26 protein-coding genes are annotated in these 22,751 nt (G+C 62.0%); 22 read left to right on the top strand and 4 right to left on the bottom strand.

Annotated features, from left to right (window positions below; genetic code table 11):
* The first annotated feature begins 253 nt into the window (after window positions 1-253).
* The 3 genes from AAC126_RS06080 (at window position 254) to AAC126_RS06070 (ending at window position 2,130) form a co-directional block, all read left to right on the top strand.
* On the top strand, window positions 254-436 hold the full coding sequence (locus AAC126_RS06080; RefSeq protein WP_339851070.1) for a DUF1192 domain-containing protein: 183 nt from the start codon (window positions 254-256) through the stop codon (window positions 434-436).
* Between the two features lie 85 nt (window positions 437-521).
* Entirely contained in the window at window positions 522-1,301 is a 780-nt protein-coding gene (locus AAC126_RS06075) for a 3-hydroxybutyrate dehydrogenase (protein WP_339851068.1), read from the top strand.
* Between the two features lie 49 nt (window positions 1,302-1,350).
* Complete coding sequence (locus tag AAC126_RS06070; RefSeq protein ID WP_339851066.1) at window positions 1,351-2,130, top strand: 3-hydroxybutyrate dehydrogenase; 780 nt, start codon at window positions 1,351-1,353, stop codon at window positions 2,128-2,130.
* A 90-nt stretch (window positions 2,131-2,220) separates the two neighbouring features.
* On the opposite strand, the gene AAC126_RS06065 is transcribed toward AAC126_RS06070, so the two are convergent.
* Entirely contained in the window at window positions 2,221-2,385 is a 165-nt protein-coding gene (locus AAC126_RS06065) for a DUF465 domain-containing protein (protein WP_339851064.1), read from the bottom strand.
* A 155-nt stretch (window positions 2,386-2,540) separates the two neighbouring features.
* On the opposite strand from AAC126_RS06065, the gene AAC126_RS06060 reads away from it, so the two are divergent.
* The 4 genes from AAC126_RS06060 (at window position 2,541) to AAC126_RS06045 (ending at window position 6,154) form a co-directional block, all read left to right on the top strand.
* Window positions 2,541-3,143 carry a UbiX family flavin prenyltransferase gene (locus tag AAC126_RS06060; protein WP_339851062.1) on the top strand — a complete coding sequence of 201 codons (603 nt, stop codon included), beginning with the start codon at window positions 2,541-2,543 and terminating at the stop codon, window positions 3,141-3,143.
* A 461-nt stretch (window positions 3,144-3,604) separates the two neighbouring features.
* Window positions 3,605-4,912 (top strand): O-acetylhomoserine aminocarboxypropyltransferase, encoded by a 1,308-nt coding sequence (locus AAC126_RS06055; RefSeq protein ID WP_339851059.1) that lies wholly within the window; start codon window positions 3,605-3,607, stop codon window positions 4,910-4,912.
* A 4-nt stretch (window positions 4,913-4,916) separates the two neighbouring features.
* Window positions 4,917-5,717: an alpha/beta hydrolase gene (locus AAC126_RS06050; RefSeq protein ID WP_339851058.1), complete on the top strand. Its 801-nt coding sequence runs from the start codon at window positions 4,917-4,919 to the stop codon at window positions 5,715-5,717.
* Complete coding sequence (locus AAC126_RS06045) at window positions 5,714-6,154, top strand: thioesterase family protein (RefSeq protein ID WP_339851055.1); 441 nt, start codon at window positions 5,714-5,716, stop codon at window positions 6,152-6,154. The genes AAC126_RS06050 and AAC126_RS06045 overlap by 4 nt, the downstream gene beginning before the upstream one ends.
* A gap of 25 nt (window positions 6,155-6,179) precedes the next feature.
* Here the strand turns inward: AAC126_RS06045 and AAC126_RS06040 are convergent, their stop codons facing one another.
* Together AAC126_RS06040 and AAC126_RS06035 are read right to left on the bottom strand one after the other, a co-directional pair.
* The gene (locus AAC126_RS06040) at window positions 6,180-6,680 is read right to left on the bottom strand and encodes a hypothetical protein (RefSeq protein ID WP_339851054.1); all 501 of its coding nucleotides are present in this window, start codon (window positions 6,678-6,680) and stop codon (window positions 6,180-6,182) included.
* Window positions 6,681-6,725: 45 nt separating this feature from the next.
* Entirely contained in the window at window positions 6,726-7,256 is a 531-nt protein-coding gene (locus tag AAC126_RS06035) for a response regulator (RefSeq protein ID WP_339851053.1), read from the bottom strand.
* A 424-nt stretch (window positions 7,257-7,680) separates the two neighbouring features.
* Between AAC126_RS06035 and AAC126_RS06030 the strand changes: the two genes are divergently transcribed.
* The 11 genes from AAC126_RS06030 (at window position 7,681) to ybgF (ending at window position 16,807) form a co-directional block, all read left to right on the top strand.
* Window positions 7,681-8,433, top strand: a complete 753-nt coding sequence (locus tag AAC126_RS06030) for a YebC/PmpR family DNA-binding transcriptional regulator (RefSeq protein WP_339851051.1) — start codon at window positions 7,681-7,683, stop codon at window positions 8,431-8,433.
* Between the two features lie 49 nt (window positions 8,434-8,482).
* Window positions 8,483-9,061, top strand: coding sequence for a crossover junction endodeoxyribonuclease RuvC (gene ruvC, locus AAC126_RS06025; protein ID WP_339851048.1), 579 nt, complete (start codon window positions 8,483-8,485; stop codon window positions 9,059-9,061).
* Window positions 9,058-9,681: a Holliday junction branch migration protein RuvA gene (ruvA, locus tag AAC126_RS06020; RefSeq protein WP_339851046.1), complete on the top strand. Its 624-nt coding sequence runs from the start codon at window positions 9,058-9,060 to the stop codon at window positions 9,679-9,681. Before ruvC ends, ruvA begins: the two co-directional genes overlap by 4 nt.
* Window positions 9,678-10,757 (top strand): Holliday junction branch migration DNA helicase RuvB, encoded by a 1,080-nt coding sequence (ruvB, locus tag AAC126_RS06015; RefSeq protein ID WP_339851043.1) that lies wholly within the window; start codon window positions 9,678-9,680, stop codon window positions 10,755-10,757. Before ruvA ends, ruvB begins: the two co-directional genes overlap by 4 nt.
* Window positions 10,750-11,214, top strand: a complete 465-nt coding sequence (gene ybgC / locus AAC126_RS06010) for a tol-pal system-associated acyl-CoA thioesterase (RefSeq protein WP_339851040.1) — start codon at window positions 10,750-10,752, stop codon at window positions 11,212-11,214. Before ruvB ends, ybgC begins: the two co-directional genes overlap by 8 nt.
* Window positions 11,215-11,276: 62 nt before the next feature.
* On the top strand, window positions 11,277-12,008 hold the full coding sequence (tolQ, locus tag AAC126_RS06005; RefSeq protein WP_339851037.1) for a protein TolQ: 732 nt from the start codon (window positions 11,277-11,279) through the stop codon (window positions 12,006-12,008).
* A 3-nt stretch (window positions 12,009-12,011) separates the two neighbouring features.
* On the top strand, window positions 12,012-12,464 hold the full coding sequence (gene tolR / locus AAC126_RS06000) for a protein TolR (protein WP_339851035.1): 453 nt from the start codon (window positions 12,012-12,014) through the stop codon (window positions 12,462-12,464).
* A 4-nt stretch (window positions 12,465-12,468) separates the two neighbouring features.
* Window positions 12,469-13,446, top strand: a complete 978-nt coding sequence (locus AAC126_RS05995) for a cell envelope integrity protein TolA (RefSeq protein ID WP_339851033.1) — start codon at window positions 12,469-12,471, stop codon at window positions 13,444-13,446.
* An 80-nt stretch (window positions 13,447-13,526) separates the two neighbouring features.
* Window positions 13,527-14,852, top strand: coding sequence for a Tol-Pal system beta propeller repeat protein TolB (gene tolB, locus AAC126_RS05990; protein WP_339851076.1), 1,326 nt, complete (start codon window positions 13,527-13,529; stop codon window positions 14,850-14,852).
* Window positions 14,853-15,018: 166 nt separating this feature from the next.
* The gene (pal, locus tag AAC126_RS05985) at window positions 15,019-15,543 is read left to right on the top strand and encodes a peptidoglycan-associated lipoprotein Pal (RefSeq protein ID WP_339851031.1); all 525 of its coding nucleotides are present in this window, start codon (window positions 15,019-15,021) and stop codon (window positions 15,541-15,543) included.
* A 175-nt stretch (window positions 15,544-15,718) separates the two neighbouring features.
* Window positions 15,719-16,807, top strand: coding sequence for a tol-pal system protein YbgF (gene ybgF, locus AAC126_RS05980; protein ID WP_339851028.1), 1,089 nt, complete (start codon window positions 15,719-15,721; stop codon window positions 16,805-16,807).
* Here the strand turns inward: ybgF and AAC126_RS05975 are convergent.
* Window positions 16,804-16,959 (bottom strand): hypothetical protein, encoded by a 156-nt coding sequence (locus tag AAC126_RS05975; protein ID WP_339851026.1) that lies wholly within the window; start codon window positions 16,957-16,959, stop codon window positions 16,804-16,806. The two genes, ybgF and AAC126_RS05975, sit on opposite strands and share 4 nt — an antisense overlap.
* On the opposite strand from AAC126_RS05975, the gene tilS reads away from it, so the two are divergent.
* From tilS to glmM, 4 genes are read left to right on the top strand one after another with little or no spacing between them, the layout of a single operon-like run.
* Window positions 16,958-18,199 (top strand): tRNA lysidine(34) synthetase TilS, encoded by a 1,242-nt coding sequence (tilS, locus tag AAC126_RS05970; protein WP_339851024.1) that lies wholly within the window; start codon window positions 16,958-16,960, stop codon window positions 18,197-18,199. The genes AAC126_RS05975 and tilS overlap by 2 nt on opposite strands.
* 46 nt (window positions 18,200-18,245) lie before the next feature.
* Window positions 18,246-20,180, top strand: coding sequence for an ATP-dependent zinc metalloprotease FtsH (ftsH, locus tag AAC126_RS05965; RefSeq protein ID WP_339851022.1), 1,935 nt, complete (start codon window positions 18,246-18,248; stop codon window positions 20,178-20,180).
* Window positions 20,181-20,184: 4 nt separating this feature from the next.
* Window positions 20,185-21,318, top strand: coding sequence for a dihydropteroate synthase (gene folP / locus AAC126_RS05960; RefSeq protein ID WP_339851021.1), 1,134 nt, complete (start codon window positions 20,185-20,187; stop codon window positions 21,316-21,318).
* A gap of 44 nt (window positions 21,319-21,362) precedes the next feature.
* Window positions 21,363-22,727 carry a phosphoglucosamine mutase gene (glmM, locus tag AAC126_RS05955; RefSeq protein ID WP_339851019.1) on the top strand — a complete coding sequence of 455 codons (1,365 nt, stop codon included), beginning with the start codon at window positions 21,363-21,365 and terminating at the stop codon, window positions 22,725-22,727.
* Window positions 22,728-22,751: the final 24 nt, after the last annotated feature.

Raw genomic sequence — 22,751 nt, 5'->3', positions numbered from 1 at the left:
AACGACAACGCCGTATTGTCGATCAGCCAGACGGCCGTCGCTTTCGGCATCAGCGGATTCGCCATGATATCTCCTTTGAAGCACGTTATCCGTATGCCATGAGGATGACGGATCCGTTCTTTCTTGGTTGTCTGAATTGTTATGAATGATGGTTATATAGAGCAAGATACGGAACGATCCAATCATAGTCTTCGTTGAATCTATGATGCTTGAAGATGGATTGTAGGGAAACCGGATAACGGGAGAGGGGAAGATGGCATTCGAAGATCTGGAACCGAAGAACGTCACCCGCAAACCGGTCGATCTTTCGACCTGGAACATCGAGGACCTTGAACTCTATATCGAGAACATGAAGACGGAAATTCAGCGCGTGGAAGCGGCGATCAGGGAAAAGCAGTCAATTTCCTCGGCCGCTGAGTCGCTTTTCAAGCGCTAGGCATCGGCCTGCCCGACCTTGCGGCGCAGCATTAATGGTTGTATCGCACGAGGCAGCAAAAACGGACGGATACGGGGACAGGGTCATGAAGGGCAGAACGGCAGTCGTTACGGGGTCGACCAGCGGTATCGGCGCGGCCATGGCGGCGGCATTCGCAGCCGAAGGCGCGAATATCGTCATCAATGGGCTTGGTGATGCAGCCGGGATCGAGAAAGGCCGTGCGGCACTGGAAGCGGAGTATGGCGTCCAGGTGATCTATCACGGTGCCGACATGACCAAGCCGGAGGAGATCGAGGATCTGATCCGGACGGCCGAAGGCGCATTCGGCTCCGTCGACATTCTCGTGAACAATGCGGGCATCCAGCATACCGCTCCCATCGAGGCCTTCCCGGTGGACAAGTGGAATGCCGTGATCGCCATCAATCTTTCCGCCGCCTTCCACGGCATGCGCGCTGTCCTGCCGGGCATGAAGGCGCGCGGCTGGGGCCGCATCATCAATATTGCCTCGGCGCATGGTCTTGTCGCCTCGGTGAACAAGTCCGCTTACGTGGCGGCAAAGCACGGCATTGTCGGCCTGACCAAGGTTGCCGCCCTGGAAAACGCCCAGAGCGGCGTGACCTGTAACGCGATCTGCCCCGGTTGGGTGAAGACGCCGCTGGTCATGGCCCAGATCGAGGCGCGGGCGGAGACCAACGGCACTTCTGTCGAGCAGGAGACCCAGGCTTTGCTGCTGGAAAAACAGCCGTCCGGACAATTCACGACGGTCGAGCAGCTCGCGGGTGTCGCTGTGTTCCTGTGCGGCGATGCCGCCAGCAACATGACGGGCACGACCGTCACCCTCGACGGCGGCTGGACCGCGCAATAGCGCCCTTCATATTCGCGGAATACCACTCTGCTTCATGGAAAGGGCTCCCGTGAAAGGCAAGACAGTTCTTGTAACCGGCTCGACCAGCGGGATCGGTGCGGCGTTGGCCGATGGTTTCGCCGCCGAGGGCGCGAATATCGTGCTTAACGGTCTGGGTGATGCGGGCATGATAGAAGCCGCGCGTGCGGCGCTGGCGTCAAAACATGGCGTCGAGGCGATCTTTCACGGCGCAGACATGAGCATTCCGGACGAGATCGAAGATCTGGTCCAGACGGCCGAGGGCCATTTCGGCGCCGTCGATATTCTCGTGAACAATGCCGGTATCCAATATACCGAAGTGATCGAAGCCTTCCCGGTGGAGCGCTGGGATGCGCTGATCGCAATAAATCTCTCGGCGCCGTTCCACGCGACGCGCGCGGTTTTGCCGGGGATGAAGCGGCGCGGCTGGGGCCGCATCGTGAATATCGCGTCAAACGCTGGGTTGGGCGGTTCGGTCCGCAAATCCGCCTATGTCGCGGCCAAGCATGGTGTGGTCGGGCTGACCAGGGTCACCGGGCTGGAGAATGCCCAAACCGGTGTGACCTGCAATGCCATTTGCCCCGGCTGGGTGAAGACGCCGCTGGTCGACGTGCAGATCGAAGACCGGGCAAAAAGGGACGGCACCAGTATCGAGCAGGCGACCTACGATCTGCTGATCGACCAGCAGCCGTCCGGCAGGTTCACCACATTCGAGCAATTGTCCGGAGCAGCCCTGTTTCTGTGTAGCAATGCCGCGGACAACATGACCGGAACCACACTGACGCTCGATGGCGGCTGGATGGCAACCTAGCTCCTGATCATGAGGCCGGAATAACAAGCACCCGCCGAGTTTTTCGGCGGGTGCAACGATATTCTGATGGGGATACCGGTTTGGTGGGGGCTAGGCCCTGAGATTTTCCATCTCGTCTTTGATCGCAAGTTTCTTGCGTTTTATTTCTGCGACAGCAGCGCTGTCCGGCATGGGTCTGGTACGTTCCTGATCAAGGTTTCGCTCCAAGGTCTCGTGGCGTTGTTTCAGCGATTCAATCCGCTGTGCCTGGGCCATGCCTATGCTCTCCTTTTTTGATCGTGAACTTCAAACGTTACAGTTTAAAGAATAGGTATCTTTAGGGGCTTGTGCAATGAGTCCACTTCGGGCAAGTTGCGCGGTTTTTTCGTCAAAGCGCGTAACGCGCTGGATTTCCGAGGTAAATTTTTTTCATGAGAAATCCTCAAAAAAACAAGCTGATAATCGGAATCAGCGGTGCCTCAGGAACGATCTACGGCGTCCGGCTGCTGGAATTGCTCCGGGCCTTGCCGGACAGCCAGAAAATCGAAACTCACCTGATCATGAGCCGGGCGGCGGAAATCACGCTGGCGCATGAAACGGACTTCAAGGTCCGGGATGTCGAGAAGCTGGCCGACATGGTGCATGCCAACAAGGATATCGGCGCCGCTGTCGCCTCCGGATCGTTCCGGACAATGGGCATGATCATTGCCCCGTGCTCGGTGAAGAGCCTGGCGGAAATCGCGACCGGCGTGACCGACACTCTGCTGTCCCGCGCGGCCGACGTGATCCTGAAAGAGCGCCGCCGGCTGGTCTGCATGGTGCGGGAAACGCCGCTGCATTCGGGGCACCTGCGGAACATGCTGGCATTGTCGGATATGGGGGCGATCATCGCGCCGCCGGTTCCCGCATTTTATGCGAAACCGGACTCCATCGCGGACATGGTGGATCACTCTCTCGGCCGGGTTCTGGATCTCTTCGACATCGACCTCGGAACGGTCCGCCGCTGGAAGGACGATGCCGCGCCCGGAGCGTGATCGGGAATCAGTTTTTCGGGCCGTCTTTTCCGCGAGACCCGGATTCTCGTGTTCCGCCCCGGGGCCAGGAAGATTTAATTTCCCCAGATAGTTAATGTGTCTCCGCATCATATGTTTTGCTGCTGGCGTCAGTGGTTGCCGGTGTATTTAAAAGGTTCATGTGAACTGTTCGATGTCACATTTTTGTCGCCTCGCTGACTCCGACTTGACATTTCTGGTGGGGGCATTACCGTCTGTCCCGGGCAAGTTGAACAGGGTGCTCACAGTTCAAAAAAAGAATAAATGAAGGGCCGCGCCTCGGCGCGGTCCTTCGATTCTGAACCATCGGTTCGGAGGCTTTGCGGGGGCGGAGCCGGGCACCCTAAAATATCCTTCAGGCGTGCCATCACGCTTGCGTCCAACCCTTCATCCGTTAAAGATCGCGCCGAACCTGACCAAAGCGCAGGATGGAGGGGCAGCACATGACTTCAGACGGAAATCTCTTCGGTTTCGATACGCTCGCGCTGCATGCCGGGCAGCAGCCGGACAGCGATACCGGCGCCCGCGCGGTGCCGATCTACCAAACCACGTCATACGTGTTCCGGGATTCCGAGCATGCGGCCTCGCTGTTCAATCTGGAGCGGGCCGGGCACATTTATTCGCGGATCTCCAATCCGACCGTCGCGGTGCTGGAAGAGCGCATGGCCGCGCTTGAGGGCGGTGTCGGCGCGGTGGCGACGGCCAGCGGTCATGCGGCCCTGCATCTCGCTATCGTGACGCTCATGGGGGCGGGCTCGCACATCGTTGCCTCCAGCGCGCTCTATGGCGGCAGCCACAATCTTTTCAGCCATACCCTGCCGCGCTTCGGCATCGAGACCACCAAGGTCCACCCGCGCGACATCGAGGGCTTCCGCAAGGCAATCCGGCCGGAGACCCGTCTGGTCTTCGCCGAGACCATCGGTAATCCGGGACTTGAGGTGCTGGATATCGCCGCGCTGGCCGAGGTCGCGCACGAGGCCGGTATTCCGCTGATGATCGATGCCACCTTCACCACGCCCTATCTCTGCCGGCCGTTCGATCACGGCGCCGACCTCATCATGCATTCGGCGACCAAATGGCTCGGCGGGCATGGCGTGGCCATTGGCGGCGTGCTGGTCGATGGCGGCCGGTTCGACTGGGAGGCGTCCGGAAAATTCCCGACCCTGACGGAGCCTTATGCCGGCTATCACGGCCTCGATTTCGCCGAGGAGTTCGGCCCGCAGGCCTTCTGCATGCGGGCCCGGGCCGAGGGGCTGCGCGATTTCGGCGCCTGCATGTCTCCGACCAATGCCTTTCACCTGATGCAGGGCATAGAGACCCTGCCGCTGCGGATGGACCGGCATGTCGCCAACGCCCGCAAGGTCGCGGCCTTTCTGGAAGCGTCGGAGGCGGTGGAATGGGTGCTGTATCCGGAGTTGGACAGCCACCCGGACAAGGAGCTGGCGGCGCGGATGATGCCGAAGGGAGCGGGTTCGATGATCGCTTTCGGGATCAAGGGCGGACGCGAGGCGGGGAAGATCTTTATCGACCGGCTCGGCGTCTGGTCGCACCTCGCGAATGTCGGCGATGCGAAATCTCTGGTTATCCATCCGGCCAGCACGACGCACCAGCAGATGGATGCGGAGATGATGAAGGCGGCGGGGCTGTCCGAGGATCTGGTTCGGCTATCGGTCGGGCTTGAGGATGTGGGCGATCTGATCGGCGACCTGAAACAGGCGCTGCGCGCCGCAACGACGCGCAAGGCGGGTTAGACAGATGAAGTTTACCGTAGAGGGACATGAGGCGTTCGCGGCGACCGGCGGACGCCCGTTTGACGGCGGCAAGACAACGATCCTGATGCTGCATGGTGCCGGAATGGATCACACCGTCTGGTCCATGCAGGCGCGCTACTTCGCGCATCACGGCTTTTCCGTCCTGGCTGTCGATCTGCCGGGGCACAGCCGCAGCGCCGGGACGGTGCCGGAGACGATCTCTGCTTTCGCCGACTGGTGCCTCGCGGCACTGGATGCGGCCGGAGCTGGAGAGGTTGTGGTCATGGGGCATTCCATGGGCGCGCTCATCGCGCTTGAGGTTGCGTCCCGGCTGGGCGCCCGCGCGAAAGCGCTTGCTCTGCTTGGCTCCGTGCCGGAAATGAAGGTGCATCCGGATCTGCTGGGTGCCGCCCGCACGGGCAAGCATGCGGCACTTGAGACCATGGTCGGCTGGAGCGTCGGCAAGCGTGCGCAGATCGGTGGTCACAGGGCGCCCGGTGCCTGGGTCAGCGGCGCCAGCATGCGGTTGCTGGAGGCGGGCGACTATGCGGTTCTGGCGACAGACCTTGCCGCCTGCGATACCTATGACGGGGCGTTGACGGCAGCGGCGGCAGTCACCTGCCCGGCGCTGGTGCTTTCCGGCTCCGACGACAAGATGACCCCGGCCAAGCTGGCCCGGCCGCTGGTGGATGCGTTGCCGGACGCGCGTGCCGTTATTCTGCCGCGCGCCGGTCACATGATGATGATCGAGCAACCCGACGAAGTGCTCGATGTGCTGGCTGACTTTTTCGGGGCGCTTCGGTGAGCGGGGAGGGGGTAGTCGAGACCCGCGACCGGTTCCGCTGGTGGCTGGAGATCCCGACCCGCTGGATGGACAATGACGTCTACGGGCACGTCAACAACGTGCAGTATTATTCCTACTTCGATACCGCCGTGAACACGCATCTGATCCGGGAAGCCGGCCTGGATATCCACAACAGTCCGATTGTCGGGCTGGTGGTGGAGACCCGTTGCCAGTTCAGGAAGTCACTGGTGTTCCCGGACAGGATCGATGCGGGCATCCGGGTGGAGCGGCTTGGCCGGTCGAGCGTCACCTATGCAACCGCGTTGTTCCGCGAAGGCGACGAGGAGATCGCCGCGCTCGGTCATTTCGTGCATGTCTATGTCGACCGGGCATCGCAGACACCGGTGCCGATCCCCGCGCAGATGCGCGCCGAGATGGAAAAGCTCTGCCTGGAATAGGCCCTGTCTTCAGTAAGGAGCGGGCCTATTTGGTCTTGGTACGGGAAATCTTGTAAAGCCCGGCGACGATCTGCTGGCCGATAGCGCCGGCCTCGCCTTTCATTTTCGTCGCGACAACGGCTTTCAGGGCGTCCACATGGGCCTTGATGGCATCCGCGTCGTTGTGCCCGCGCTGCCCGGGCTCGCCCAGTTCCAGATAGCGGTTCATCGAGGTCGCGATCTTCTCGACCATGGGGTAGCCGAAGCTGGAACCCTGGGAGCGGAGATCGTGCATCACCGTATAGATCGTGCGTTCGGGCCCGGCCGGGTCGGCGCCTTCCGTCTTCAGCCGTTCGACGGCATCATCCAGTTTGATGATGCTCTCCTTGGCTGTTTCCGAGAGATCGATCTTGGCGGAGGCTTCCGCCAGCGCGGCTTCGGCCTTTGCGATCAATCGCTCGTCCATGCGCGCGGGGCCGCCAACCAGATCCTTCAGCTTGTTGGGCTGATGAATGACCTCGTAAGTGCCTTTCGGGGGTTGGGCCATTTCGATCCTCTCGTAAGCCGGATTTTCCGGTCTGTTGATATTGGCTCAGGCGCTGCGCGCATCCCTGTCGCGCAGTTCGGCAGCCCGGCGTTCCTCGCCGTCGAAGGATTCGACCTTCCGGCGGCGGTCCGGTCCGAAATAATTGTCGGTGCGCACGAAAGGGCGGGGATATTCGATCACGGCCACGAGGCGCTGGATCAGGCCGACGCCGGTGAGAGGCTTGGCCATGAATTCGGTGACACCCGCATCGCGGGCCATCTCGATCCGGTTCGCTTCCGTATGGCCGCTGACCATGATGATGGGCAGGAATTCATCCGGACTTGCGGGATCGTTCCGGATCCAGCGGGTCAATTCTATGCCGTCCATCTCTTCCATCACCCAGTCGGTGATGATCAGATCAACCTGATATTCGCTTAGCTTGCGGATAGCGTGCTGGCCGTCGCGCGCATCGATGATGTTTTTCACACCGACCGACTGCAACATCGCCCGCAAGACTTCCCGCATGGGCTGGCTGTCTTCGACAATCATCACCGAAAGGCGCTGGAACCGCGCTTCGTTGGTCGGGCTTTGAGACATTCACCACAGCTTCCCCGGTTTCAGGATTCTGAAATCCGTAGAATCTTTATAATTTCATACCACTCGGCGGAGTTTAATCGACTTCCGATGGGTAAGGCTATAGTCGGATTTTCAACCTCTCAATTCATGGTGTCACTATGAAATGCGTAACACCGTATGAGATGTTTTCGTCTCCGGGGAGTGGAAATCCGCCTCGGCTGATGCGTGTTCATACAATATCTGGTATAGAATTAGCTGGTGTTAACTAGGCTGATATCGGGCGTGATCGGCAGAAACCTGCGGTGCGGCGGCAAATAAATTTGCCTGCCGCTCTTGACTCGTCGCCCGATTCGCCGATTGATCCGGCCTCCGGGCCTGTCGGGACGCGGTGTTGCGTTCGGGCAGGCATTTCGAATGAGCCTGGACCCCATGAGGACTGTAGGAAATGGCAGGGCATTCCCAATTTAAGAACATCATGTACCGCAAGGGCGCGCAGGATAAAAAGCGCGCCAAGCTTTTCACGCGGCTGATCCGGGAGATCGCGGTCGCGGCGAAGGCGAGTACCGATGTGAGCGCTAACCCGCGACTGCGTTCGGCTATTCAGGCGGCCCGCGAGGCCAACATGCCGAAGGACAATATCGACCGGGTACTGAAGAAGGCCGAAGGCGGCGGTGCGGACGACAATTTCGAGGACATCCGGTACGAGGGCTATGCCTCCGGCGGTGTCGCCATGATCGTCGAGGCGCTGACCGACAACCGCAACCGGACCGCTTCTGAGGTTCGCTCCACATTCTCCAAGTATGGCGGGACTCTCGGAGAGACCAACTCCGTCAGCTTCATGTTCGACCGGGTCGGCCAGATTTCCTATCCGGCAGACAAGGCGGAAGCCGATGCCATGTTCGAGGCCGCTCTGGAAGCGGGCGCGGAGAATGTCGAATCCTCCGAGGACGGGCATGTCATCACCTGCGCACCGGATGATCTGAGCGCGGTTCGCGAAGCGCTTTCCGAGCAGTTCGGCGCGCCGGAAGAGGCCGAGTTTTCCTGGAAACCGCAAAATACCGTGCCGGTGGACGAGAGCCATGCCGAAACCATCATGAAGCTGCTGGCGGCTCTCGAGGATCTTGATGACGTCCAGTCGGTCTCGGCGAATTTCGAGATCCCGGACGAGGTCATGCGGAAACTGACGGCGGCCGCCTGACCCCAATGTCAGGCGTCTGCCAAAAGCCCATTGGGGAGATGCAATCACGATGAGGCTTCTCGGTCTCGACCCGGGGCTCCGCTTTACCGGCTGGGGTGTGATCGATGTGGACGGCCACCGGCTGCGCCACATCGCCAACGGTACCTTGAAGTCCACATCATCCCGCTCCATCGCGGAACGCCTTCTTGAATTGCATGACGGTGTTCTGGAAATTCTCGGCCGCTACAGCCCCGGTGAGGCAGCGGTCGAGGAGACTTTCGTGAACAAGAACCCGGAATCGACCCTGAAGCTCGGTCTGGCCCGGGGCGCCGTTCTGCTGGCGCCGGCCAAGCAGGGATTGCGGGTGACGGAATATGCGCCAAACCGGGTGAAGAAAACCGTGGTTGGGGCCGGTCACGCCAACAAGGACCAGGTCCAGATCATGGTGTCGAAGCTGCTGCCTGAAGCGGTTTTTGACTCCGCGGATGCGGCGGACGCGCTCGCGGTGGCGATCTGTCACGCGCATTTCGCCCAGAGCCGTCATGCCTTTGGCGAGACGGTGGGCGTCTCCCGGCTCAAACAACAATCGGCAACCGGTGGATACGAGCGTGCGATCCAGGCGGCTCTGCGCAAGGAGATGGGCCAATGATCGCCAAATTACGGGGTATTCTCGATTCCTTCGGTGACGGCAGTGCCGTGATCGATGTGCGTGGTGTCGGGTATCTGATTTTCGCGTCCAGCCGGACTCTTGCGCAGCTCGGCGACAAGGGGGGCGATGTCTCCGTGCATGTCGAAACCCATGTCCGCGAAGACCATATCCATCTCTACGGGTTTGCCGACAAGGCGGAGCAGGACACCTTCCGGATTTTGCAGACGGTTCAGGGCGTGGGTGCCAAGGCGGCGCTTTCCATCCTGTCCGCGCTGGCGCCGGACGAGATCCTGCGGTCGGTCGCTGCCGGGGATGCCAAGATGCTGACCCGGGCGGACGGCGTCGGCCCGAAGTTGGCTGGCCGTATCGTCAACGAATTGAAAGACAAGGCGGTGAATATCTCGCTCGGTGCGGATGCCGCGATGCCGGCGCCTGCGGGCGGCAAGGCTGCTCCGGCGGGAGAGCCTGCCGCTGTCGCCGACGCGATCTCCGCCCTGGTCAACCTCGGCTATGACCGGAGCATCGCCTATGGCGCGGTTCATGCGGCCGTCAAGGCGATGGGGCCGGATGCGGATCTGAACCAGCTGATCACCGGCGGCCTTAAGGAGCTTGCTTCGTGAGTGCCTGGGAGGACGGGGAAGAGGGCCGGATCGTCGATGGCGAGCGGTCGACGGAGGATACGCCCGAGCGGGCGCTGCGTCCGGTCACTCTCGATGATTTCGTCGGCCAGAAGCAAATGCGGGAGAATCTGAAAGTCTTCATCGAGGCCGCGAAGGTTCGTGAAGAGGCGATGGACCACACGCTGTTCTTCGGCCCGCCCGGCCTCGGCAAGACGACGCTGGCCCAGATCGTCGCCCGCGAGCTGGGGGTGAATTTCCGTGCCACGTCCGGCCCGGTGATCGCCAAGGCGGGCGACCTTGCGGCCCTGCTGACCAACCTTCAGGCGCGTGACGTTCTCTTCATTGACGAGATACATCGCCTTAATCCTGCCGTAGAGGAAGTGCTCTATCCGGCTATGGAGGATTTTCAGCTCGACCTCATTATCGGTGAAGGCCCGGCGGCCCGGTCTATCCGGATCGACCTGCCGCCCTTTACCCTGGTGGCGGCGACGACGCGGTCCGGCCTGATCACCACACCGTTGCGCGAACGCTTCGGCATTCCCTTGCGGTTGCAATTCTATACGCCGGAGGAGCTGCAAAGCATCGTCATGCGCGGAGCCTCCCTGCTTGGCATGAACCTGCTGCCGGAAGGCGCGGCGGAAGTCGCCAGCCGGTCTCGCGGAACGCCGCGCGTTGCAGGCCGCCTGTTGCGCCGGGTGCGGGATTTCGCGGCCGTTGCCGGGGTTGATGAAATTGGCGAGAAGGCGGCGGACGGTGCGTTGAACCGCCTCGATATCGACAAGCGCGGGCTCGATGCCATGGACCGGCGCTATCTGCGCTGCATCGCCGATAATTACGGTGGCGGTCCGGTCGGGGCTGAAACCCTTGCGGCGGCCCTTGCCGAGCAGCGTGATGTGATCGAGGAAGTGATCGAGCCTTATCTGCTGCAACAAGGGCTGCTGCAACGCACGCCGCGCGGGCGGCTGCTGTCTGAATCCGGGTATCGCTATCTCGGCCTTGCCATGCCGAACAGGACCCCCGCCGAAGCGGCGCAAATGACCCTCCTCGATAACAATTCCGAGGGCGTGGATGTCTGAGCGGCAACTGCAGCCTACGGTGACGGGGTTCACCGCGGACGGCACACATGTGCTCCGCGCCCGCGTCTATTACGAGGACACGGATGCAGGCGGTGTGGTCTATCACGCCAACTATCTGCGCTTCGCTGAACGTGGGCGCACGGAATATCTCCGCGACATCGGTGTCTTCCAGTCGGAACTTGCCGACGCGGAAGGCGTTTACTTCGTGGTCAGGCGCAGTGAAATCGATTTCCGTCTGCCCGCCCGGCTTGACGATGCGCTGGAGATCCGGACGGTGATCGCCGGAATAAAGGGCGCGTCGTTTCTGGTCGAGCAGACGATCGCGAAGGCGGAAACGGATGAATATCTGGTGAAGGTGGACAGCACCATCGCCTGCCTGGACCGAAAAGGCCGCCCGGTACGGGTGCCGAAATCGGTCAAATCGAAACTGGACCGGCAGGACGGGGCGGTATCGTGATGAAGGCCGGATGGATTGCAGGCGGGCAGACTATAGGACAGACGTCGAGGAAGAGTATCTAAATGGATCAGACACTAGTCGATACCGTGACACTTGGGGGGACAGCGGCCACGGACATGAGCATCTGGGGTTTGTTCATGACCGCGGACTGGATCGTGAAGGCCGTGATGCTCATCCTGATCGGCGCGTCGATCTGGAGCTGGGCGATCATTGTCGACAAGACCCTGAAAATGCGCCGGCTTTCGAAAGCGGCTGTGCATTTCGAGGAAGCATTCTGGTCGGGCGGCTCGCTCGAGGACCTTTACGACCGGATCGGCGGGCAACCGGGCGATCCGATGACCGGCGTGTTCGCGGCCGCGATGCGGGAATGGCGCCGGTCGGCGGCCAAGGGGCTGACCTCGAAAGGCTCTGAGATCCGGGCCAGCCTGCGCCAGCGTATCGAACAGGTGATGCAGCTCTCTATCTCCCGGGAGATGGATCGCCTGGAAAAACACATGACTTTCCTTGCCTCGGTTGGCTCCGTTGCCCCGTTTGTCGGGCTGTTCGGCACCGTCTGGGGGATCATGAACAGCTTCCAGTCCATCGCGGCAACCAAGAACACGTCTCTCGCGGTGGTGGCTCCGGGTATTGCCGAGGCCCTGTTCGCGACGGCGCTTGGCCTGATCGCTGCCATCCCGGCCGTGATTGCCTATAACAAGATTTCCACCGATCTCGGCCGGTATGCGGGGCGGCTGGAAACCTTCTCCAGCGAATTCGCCTCCATTCTGTCCCGCCAGCTTGACGAGGGAGGCTGAGCCATGGCCGCTTCCATGATCGGAGCCGGGCGCGGCGGCCGAGGGGCGCGAGGGCGCTATCGTCCGCTGAGCGAAATCAACGTGACGCCGCTGGTCGATGTCATGCTGGTGCTGCTGATCGTCTTCATGGTCACAGCTCCGCTGCTGACGGTCGGTGTGCCCGTTGATCTGCCGAAGACCGAGGCGGCGCAATTGACCGACGAGGTCGAGCCGCTGGTGGTTTCGGTCAATGCGGACGGCGTGATCTTTCTGCAGGAAACCGAGGTGCCGCGGGAAAACCTGGTGCCGAGGCTGAACGCCGTCACCGGGCAGCGCCCGGATGTGCGGATCTTCGTGCGCGGCGACAAGTCCATCCAGTATGGCACCGTCATGGAAGTCATGGGGCTGATCAGCTCCGCCGGTTTCAAGAAAGTCGCGCTTCTGGCCGAGATCCCCGACAGCAAGGGGACGCGCTGACGCCATGCGCAAGGGGCTCACCATATCGATCGGCCTGCATGTCGCGGTGTTCGCGTTTGCCTGGTTCGGTCTGCCTGAACTCCGGAATGACGATATCCTTCCGGAGCAGCTGGTGATCGTCGATATGGTGGATATCTCGGAAGTGACGAACACGCCGACGGCGGCGGTCGAGCCCGAGAAAGCCGAAGAGCCGAAACCGAAAGCCGCCGAGCCCGAGCCGGAAGAGCCAAAAGCACCGCCGCCCCCGCCGGAAGCGGCAGCCCCGCCACCGCCTCCGCCGGCTCCGGAACCCGCTCCGGCCCCGACCCCGGAACCCGCGCCGAAGCCTGTCGCGGAAGCGCCGGAGCCGGAACCCGCGCCGATCCCGAAGCCTGCTCCGGAAAAAGAGCCGGAGCCGGAGAAAGTGGCACAGGCCCCGAGCCCGGCACCGAAACCGCGCCCGAAGCCGCGCACGCCCGAGCCGGAGCCGAAAGAGGCCGAGAAGAAGCCGAAGAAGGAAGACAAGAAGCAGGATTTCTCGCGTCTGCTGAAGACGCTGGAGAAGACCGAAGCGGAGCCGCAGACGAAACCGGAAGAGGAAAAACCGAAGGAGAAGGTTGATCCTCTGAAGGACGTACTGGCCAAGCTGAAGGCGCCGGCCCGAAGCCGGTCCGACAAGGCGTTCGATCCGGAGAACAAGGTTTCGATCAGCGAGATCGATGCTGTGCGCCGCCAGATCGCGCAATGCTGGAACGTGCCTGCCGGTGCGAAGGGGGCAGAGGATCTCTATATCGAGATCACCCTTCAGATGAGCGCGGACGGCACGGTGCGCGACGCACGGATCGTCGACCAGACGCGCATGGCCAAGGATGATTTCTTCCGCAGTGCCGCTGAAAGCGCGCGGCGTGCGGTTCTGAGCTGCGGCAAGCTTCCGTTGCCGCCAGAGAAGTATGAGTCATGGAAAGACATAACCATGACTTTCAACCCGAGGGATCTGCTGTGAAGATCCGCGATCACGACCGACTTGAGAGGCCGATCATGAGGTTCGCTGGACCGCTACGCATCACCGAGATTTCGCCCGCCATGCTGCTGTGCCGGTGGATATTGCCTGCATTGCTGCTGGTACTCTTCGCCCTGGGCCCGGCCCGGGCCGAGTTGAGAATCGACATCACCCAGGGCAAGGTTGATCCTCTGCCCGTGGCGATCTCCGAATTCACCGGCAACAACGCCGAGAGTGCCCAGATCGGCAAGGACATCGCGGCCGTGATATCCGCGAACCTTGAACGCTCCGGCCTGTTCGCGCCAATCGACAATGCCGCCTTTATCCAGCGTAACGTGTCCCTGAGTGCCCTGCCGCGTTTCGGTGACTGGCGCCTGATCAATGCGCAGGCATTGGTGCACGGGGCGGTGAGCTTCGAGGCGAGTGGTGCGGTTAAGGTCGAGTTCCGTCTCTGGGACGTCTTCGCCGAACAGCAGATGGTGGCAAACGCCTATACCACGGTCTCGGCGAACTGGCGCCGTGTCGCCCATATCATTTCCGATGCGATCTATCAGCGGATGACCGGGGAATCCGGCTATTTCGATACCCGTATCGTCTATATCGCCGAAAGCGGACCGCCGGACCGGCGGACCAAGCGGCTGGCCATCATGGACCAGGATGGGGCGAATCACCGGTTCCTGACCGATGGCAAGGACCTGGTGCTGACGCCGCGTTTCTCGCCGACGCTGCAGGAAATCACCTACCTCGCTTATTATAACGACAAGCCGAGGGTCTATATCTTCAACATCGAAACCGGCCAGCAGGAAGTGCTCGGCGATTTCCCGGGCATGACCTTTGCTCCACGTTTTTCACCTGATGGAAATAGGGTGATTATGAGCCTGGCCCGCAACGGTATTACCGACATCTACACGATGGATCTCGCGACCCGCCGGGTGCGCCGCCTGACGGACAGCCCGTCGATCGATACATCGCCGACTTTCGCGCCGGACGGTGCCCAGGTCACCTTCAACTCCGATCGCGGCGGCAGCCAGCAAATCTACGTGATGGATGCGAATGGCAGCAACGTGAAGCGCATCAGTTTCGGCAAAGGCCGTTATGCCACACCGGTTTGGTCCCCGCGCGGCGACCTTATCGCCTTCACCAAAATCGTTGGCGGCCAGTTCTATATCGGGGTCATGCGGCCGGACGGAACCGGCGAGCGGCTGCTCTCCCAGGGCTATCTTGTGGAGTCGCCGACTTGGGCTCCGAACGGACGAGTTCTTATTTATTTCAAACAGTTCCCGTCCGACTCTTCGGGCCGTGGGGGCAAAACCAAACTCTACTCCGTTGACCTCACAGGATATAACGAGCGCGAGATCATTACGCCTGTGGATGCTTCCGATCCTGCATGGTCGCCCTTGATTCCTTAGTGACATGTAAATATATTTCGCGCGACAAGCCTTCTCCGGTAATGAGCGGCTATCGCCATCCGTAGAAATCTGTTAGAGAACACAAAGGATTGGCGCGTCCGGTTAGAGTCTAAGGGGCACGACCGAAAACTTGGATCGAAGGCTCACTTCTGTGGGGGTTTAAAGTATGGCAATGAAGTTTCTTTCAATCGTAGCTGCGGGTCTTCTCGTTGCTGCGTGCTCGACCGACCAGGAAACGGCGTCCCAATCGGGTGGCGCGGGATCGACTGTACCGGCTGCGAACCAGCCCTCGACCTCGTCGTCCTCAACGGGTGCTGTAAGCACATCGCCGGCGCCGGGATCTCGTGAAGAGTTCGTCGCTGAAGTTGGCGACCGGGTCTTCTTCGGGTTCGACAAGTACGACCTGTCTCCGGAAGCCCGTACGACGCTTGAGCGTCAGGCTTTCTGGCTGCGCAAATATCCGAGCGCAACCGTGACCATCGAGGGACATTGCGATGAGCGCGGTACGCGGGAATACAACCTGGCCCTTGGCGAACGCCGTGCCAGTGCCGCGAAAGACTATCTGATCGCGCTTGGCGTCGACGCCAGCCGCGTCAGCACCATCAGCTACGGCAAAGAGCGCCCGGTTGCTTTCGGCAGCAATGACGAAGCATGGGCCCAGAACCGTCGCGGTGTGACCACCGTCAACTAAGGCTTCGGCCTGATCGCCTGAGTTAGACCGCGCCGGTCTGGTAATGCCAGACCGGCGCGTTGTCTTTTGTGGAAGGCGGATCGATTATGTTCCGCCTGCGGCTGTGCCTTATTCCTGCTCGATTGGCAGGCCAGTGTAAGTGGTCGCGACGATTGTGAGACTGGGAGTTCGAGAGATGACGAACCGGTTCGTATTTGGTGGCACACGCGCGGTTGCCGGTGCTGTGGCCCTGATGTTTATCTCGGTGACGGCGCTGCCAGCCGCCGCACAGGACGTCCAGAACCTGATGAACCGTCTCAACCGGATGGAGCGCGACATGCAGGACCTGCAGCGCCAGCTCTATCGCGGCAGCGGCACGGGGATCACGGCAACGCCGGTGTCTCCGGCTCCGGTGACCAACGGCAACACATCCTCTTCCGCTGAAGCCGGCAATCAGAGTGCAGGCTTCGATACGAGCTATGCCGCCCGGGTCGAGGTGCGCCTGCAACAGCTCGAAACCCTGATCCGTTCCCTCACCGGCAAGATTGAAGAGGTTGGCTTCAAGGCGGAACAGAATGCCAATCGCATTGACCGGCTTGTGCGCGATGTCGATTTCCGGCTCCAGGCTCTCGAGCGTGGGGGCATCCCTGCGCAAAGCGATGCCGGGCAAAGCAGTACTGGTCAGGGTGCCGATACCAATAATACGACAGCGACAGCGAGCGCCGGTGCCGAGAGCCCGACTGCAGGGCAGGGACAGGGGCAGGGCGTCCTTGGCTATTTGAAGCAGTCCGAGGTCAATGATCTCGAGAAGGAGCCGCGGCCTGCTGCGGAAACCCCGTCCGGTGCGTCCGGGAGCGTTGCCAGCGCGTCTTCGCAGGCCGATCAGCAGATCCTGCCCGATGGGCCCCCCGAAGAGCAGTACAAGCATGCCTTTGCCTATCTCCAGAAGCAGGATTTCGATTCCGCCGAAGAGGCGCTCAGTCTGTTTCTGGAACGCCATCCGAAACACCCGCTGGCCGGCAATGCGGTCTATTGGCTTGGGGAGACCTATTACGTGCGTAAGGACTTCGCCAATGCGGCAAAGACTTTCGCGACCGGCTATACGGAATATCCAGGCAGCTCCAAAACCGCCGATAACCTTTTGAAACTCGGTTTCTCTCTGGCCCGGATGGATCGCAAGGAAGATGCCTGCGTTACTTTCGACCAGTTGAATACCGATTTCCCGAATGCTTCCTCCAACATCAAACGCCGGGCAATGACGGAACGGCAGCGTATCGGCTGCTAGTCCGTCACGGGCTGCGGGAGAAAACGGCTGTCCGGCTTCAACGCGATCTCGACCTGTGAATTCGAGGCGCTGCTCACGGACGCCGATCCGGCGCTCGGCTCGGCCGGGCCCTCGACCTTTATTGCCGGCGTGTCGGGCGGTGCGGACAGCATGGCGCTCTGCCTGCTACTGGCGCGCTGGTGCCGTGCACACGGGCACCGCCTTGTCGCGATGACCGTTGACCATGGCTTGCGGGCGGACTCCGCGGCGGAAGCCGGGCGGGTTTCCGGCTGGCTGGCGGCGCGCGGGATCGAGCACGAAATTCTGACATGGCGAGGGGTGAAGCCGGTTAGCGGTTTACAGGCTGCTGCCCGCTCGGCGCGGTTCGCGCTTTTGACGGACCGGGCGGCGTCTCTGGGCGCCAGGGGGCTGTTCCTGGCGCATCATGTGCAGGACCAGGCGGAGACCATGGTGATGCGTCTCGCCCGCGGCAGCGGTCCGGATGGGCTGGCCGGGATCCGCTCCCGGCAGATGCGCGATGGCATCCCGGTCCTGCGCCCGCTGCTCCCGGTACCGCCGGGCAGCCTGCGCGCCCACTGCCTCGCCGAAGGGCAGGTCTGGGTCGAGGATCCGAGCAACCGGGACCGGCGTTTCGAACGGGTCCGGGTGCGCCAGCAGGGAAAAGGGATGACGGATGCCGGCCTGGATGCGGCCCGTCTCAATCGTCTTGCACAGGCATTCGGACGATTGCGGGACTGGAGCGAGATCCGGCTGGCTGATTTTCTGATCGAGTTCGGTGATCTGGACCCGCGCGGATTCGTTACCCTTAGCCTTTCCGCTGTCTTGAATTTACCGCTGCCTTTGCGCGTGAAGCTCCTTTCCGGATTGCTTCAGTCGATCGGCGGGCTCGATTATCCTCCCCGTGCGGAGAGGATGAGCCGTTTTTTGAGCTGGCTGGATGACGGCCATGGCGCGCGCACCACGCTCGGCGGTTGCCTGGTGTGGCGCGGCCGGGACGACAGGCTTTGGATCGCCAGGGAAACACCACGGGAAACAGGCCCGGAAATGCTGTGCGGCCAGGGTATGAGCCGTTGGGACGGCCGCTTTGACGTCTCCTGGTCCGGTGTGCAGCCGGTCTGGATTCACATGCTGGCCCGGAAAGGGGAACGCCGGTTACGGCTGTCGGGGAGCATGGGAAAGCCCGGCCTGGCGCTTCCCGTCGGTGTGCGTGCGTCGCTTCCTGCTGTAACTGACCTTGACGGGCGTCTCTTTGCCCCCCACCTTTCGGATACATGGACAAGTCTGCGGCCCTTGGAAGCTGGCCTGTTCCACATTGAATTTCGCCCCGCCGTGCCATGGGTAGCTAACGCTTTCCGGGCAAGCAGGGATGACAGGGCCGCGACGAACGACTAAGAATGGGCGTCCGGCTGAACAGGAACCCTACCGAGGCACAATCGGCGTGAACAATTTCGGCAAGAATCTCGCACTCTGGATCATCGTAGGCGTCCTGCTCGTGGCGCTGTTCAATCTGTTCCAGAGCTCGAACAAACCTGGCACCTATCCGAATTTCGCATTTTCGGATTTTCTTGGCGCGGTCGAGGACGGTCGGGTGACCGACGTCGTCATCCAGGGCAACACCATCAAGGGCCACTTCAGCGACGGCCGGACCTTCGGGACCTATGCCCCGAGCGATCCGGGCCTGGTGGACCGGCTCAAGGAAGGTGGCGTGCGGATTTCCGCGGCACCGCCGGAAGAGGGCATGTCCGGGTTGCTCGGCATCCTGATCTCCTGGTTCCCGATGCTGCTGTTCATCGGCGTGTGGATCTTCTTCATGCGCCAGATGCAGGGCGGCGGCGGCAAGGCCATGGGCTTCGGCAAGAGCCGTGCCCGGCTGCTGACCGAGAAGGTCGGACGCGTCACCTTCGACGATGTCGCCGGTATCGACGAAGCCAAGACCGAGCTTGAAGAGATTGTCGAGTTTCTGAAGGATCCGCAGCGCTTCCAGCGTCTCGGCGGCAAGATCCCCAAGGGCTGTCTGCTGGTGGGCCCTCCGGGTACCGGTAAGACGCTGCTTGCCCGCGCGATTGCCGGCGAAGCCAACGTGCCCTTCTTCACCATTTCGGGTTCCGACTTTGTCGAGATGTTCGTCGGCGTCGGCGCCAGCCGTGTCCGCGACATGTTCGAACAGGGCAAGAAGAATGCGCCCTGCATCATCTTCATCGACGAAATTGATGCGGTCGGCCGTCATCGCGGTGCCGGTCTCGGCGGCGGCAATGACGAGCGCGAGCAGACCCTGAACCAGTTGCTGGTCGAGATGGACGGTTTCGAGGCGAATGAGGGCGTGATCCTGATCGCCGCCACCAACCGTCCGGACGTGCTTGACCCGGCGCTGCTGCGTCCCGGCCGTTTCGACCGTCAGGTCGTGGTGCCGAACCCGGATATTTTGGGCCGCGAGCGCATCCTGAAAGTGCATATGCGCAAGGTGCCGCTGGGCCCGGACGTGGATGCCAAGGTTATCGCACGTGGTACGCCGGGCTTCTCCGGCGCCGATCTCGCGAACCTCGTGAACGAAGCCGCCCTGCTCGCCGCCCGCAAGGGCAAGCGCGTGGTTGGCATGGCCGAGTTCGAGGAAGCCAAGGACAAGGTCATGATGGGCGCGGAACGCCGCTCCATGGTCATGACCGACGAGGAAAAGGCGCTGACCGCCTATCATGAAGCCGGCCACGCCGTGGTCGCGCTGCATTGCCCGGACAGCGATCCGATCCACAAGGCGACCATCATCCCGCGCGGCCGTGCCCTCGGCATGGTCATGCGTCTGCCGGAAGGTGACCGGATCTCGCTTTCCCGCGCCAAGCTCTATGCCGATCTGCGGGTTGCCTGCGGCGGCCGTCTTGCCGAAGAACTTGTCTTCGGTGAGGAGCGGGTCACGACCGGTGCCTCTTCCGATATCCGGATGGTCTCCGACATGGCGCGCCGCATGGTCACCGAATGGGGCCTGAGCGACAAGCTGGGCTTCCTGGCCTATTCCCAGGACCAGCAGGAAGTCTTCCTGGGGCACTCCGTGACCCAGCAGAAGAACGTTTCCGACGCGACGGCCAAGGTGATCGACGAGGAAATCCGCCGGATTGTCGACGACGCCTACAAGGATGCCCGCCGGATCCTGGAAGAGAACAACAACGAGCTGGAAACGTTGGCCAAGGGGTTGCTCGAATACGAGACCCTTTCGGGCGACGAGATCAAGGCTCTGCTGGCCGGTGAAGGCCTGGTGAGGGACAACAAGGAAGACGGCCCGAAACCGGGTGCCGGACGCCGTTCATCGGTTCCGACCGGCGGCAAGGAAGGCACCGGCAAGACCGGTGGGGGCCTTGAGCCCGATCCGCAGCCCGGCGAGTAAATTCATGACCGACATTCTGAAAGAGGCCGCGCTTACGCGCGGCCTTTTGCCATCCGGCGCCAGCTTTCGCCTTGTGCCGGCGGGTATTCTCTGGGGTGAGATGGCGGCCCGGCTTCTGAAGGCAGGCCTTGCCCGGCCGCTGGCGGGTGGCCCCGCTGCCTTCTCCGCCGTCGAGATCATTGCCCGGTCCGCCGATGCCATTCACCTGCTGGGACCAGCCCCGCTTGATGCCGCCATTGCCTGGGCGGACGGTGAGGGGATTGGCGCTATCTTCGCTCAACAACTCGACCTCATCAGCGCTTCGCGTCCCGTGCTTGCCGGACTGCCGTCTGACCGGCCTCTGGTCATGGGCATCGTCAATGTGACGCCCGACAGCTTTTCCGACGGCGGCGATTTCGCAGCGACGGCCGATGCCGTGGATCACGCCTTCGCGCTGCTGATGCAGGGCGCGGACATTCTCGATATCGGCGGGGAATCCACCCGGCCGGGCGCCGACCCGGTGCCGGTCGAGGAGGAACTTCGCCGGGTGGTGCCGGTGATCGAGGGCATTCGCCGCAGGGCCGGGGCGAAGCGCCCGGTGATCAGCATCGACACACGGCGCCCGGACGTGATGCGGGCCGCCCTCGACGCCGGGGCGGATATCATCAATGACGTGACCGGGCTTGCCGACCCCGGGAGCCGCTGCATTGTCGCCGAAGCGAAGGTTCCGGCCATGCTGATGCATATGCGCGGCGAGCCGCAAACCATGCTGGGTGAGGCACGATACGACTTCACACCGTTGCAGATGCTGGAAGAGCTGGAGCAGCGGGTTCTCGATGCGGAGCAGGCGGGCATCCCGCGTGACCGGATCATCGTCGATCCCGGTATCGGTTTTGCCAAGAACACGGAGCAGAACCTGGAAGTGCTGGCCCGGCTCGGTTTGCTGCACGGATTCGGGTGTACGGTTCTGCTGGGTGCATCCCGCAAGCGGATGATTGCCAATCTCAGCCGGGACGAGCCGGGCAAGGAACGGGTTCCGGGCTCGCTCGCCATCGCCCTTGCCGGTGTGGAGCAGGGCGTCCAGATCGTCCGGGTACATGATGTCGCCGAGACCGTGCAGGCGCTAAAAGTCTGGGCGGGTATCGCCGGTCGGCGGTAAACTCTCCCCATCGTTCCCGTCATCGCGAAAATGCGTGGAATTTCATGACCAGAAACCTCTTCGGAACCGACGGCATCAGGGGCACCGCCAATGCCGGGCCGATGACAGCCGAAACCGCCCTCCGGGTGGCCATGGCGGCCGGCGGGCACTTTGTGCACAGCAATGGCGGCCCGCAGACCGGACACCGGCCTCTTGCGGTGATCGGCAAGGACACCCGACTCTCCGGCTATATGCTGGAACCGGCGATGGTGGCCGGGTTCACCTCGATCGGGATGGATGTGGTGCTGCTCGGCCCGCTGCCCACCCCGGCCGTGGCGAGCCTGACCCGATCCCTGCGCGCCGATCTCGGCGTCATGCTCTCCGCTTCGCACAATCCCTATCAGGATAACGGCATCAAGCTGTTCGGCCCGGACGGCTTCAAGCTGTCGGATGAGGTCGAGCAGGAGATCGAGAATCGGATCGACACGCTGGGTGCCGGGGACCGGGCTCCGGCCGACCGGCTCGGCAAGGTGCGCCGGCTGGAGGATGCGCAGGGCCGCTATATCGAGATTGCCAAGAACACCTTCCCGAAGGGCATGCGGCTCGAGGGGCTGAAGCTGGTGGTCGATTGCGCGAACGGTGCGGCCTACAAGGTTGCCCCGCGCGTTCTGTTCGAGCTTGGCGCCGAGGTGATCGAGATCGGGGTCTCCCCGAACGGCACGAACATCAATGCCGGCTGCGGCGCCACCGCCCCGGATGCCATGTGCACTGCGGTGACGGAGAGCGGCGCGCATCTGGGAATTGCGCTCGACGGTGATGCGGACCGGTTGATCATGGCTGACGAGCGTGGCCGGATCATTGATGGCGACCAGATCATGGGCCTGATCGCGACCTCCTGGGCGGAAGCGGGCCTGCTGCGGGGCAAGGCGCTGATCACCACCGTGATGAGCAATCTTGGCCTTGAGAAACATCTTGAGAGCATCGGTGTCGCCATGCACCGGACCAAGGTGGGAGACAGGTATGTGCTGGAACATATGCGTTCCGGCGATTTCAATCTCGGCGGGGAACAGTCCGGCCACATGATCATGAGCGATCATGCGACCACCGGAGACGGTCTGATCGCGGCGCTGCAGGTGCTGGCGGTGCTGATCTCTTCCGGCAAACCGATGAGCGAGGTTGCCTCTGTTTTCAAACCACTGCCGCAATTGCTGAAGAATGTGCGGTATTCGGGCAAGCCGCCGCTGGATGCCGCTGCCGTCAAGACGGCGATCCGGGAGGGCGAGGAGCGTCTGGCCGGAACCGGCCGGGTGCTGATCCGGAAATCAGGGACGGAACCACTGATCCGGGTCATGGCCGAAGGCGCGGACGAAAAGCTCGTCGCGGATGTGGTGGAGGATATCGCACGGGAGATCGAACGTGCCGCAGGGTAATGCAACAGGCGCTGGCGAAATGCG

This window comes from uncultured Nisaea sp., assembly GCF_963974195.1.
Classification (GTDB): Bacteria; Pseudomonadota; Alphaproteobacteria; order Thalassobaculales; family Thalassobaculaceae; genus Nisaea.
This window is presented reverse-complemented; position numbering and strand designations above follow the sequence as displayed.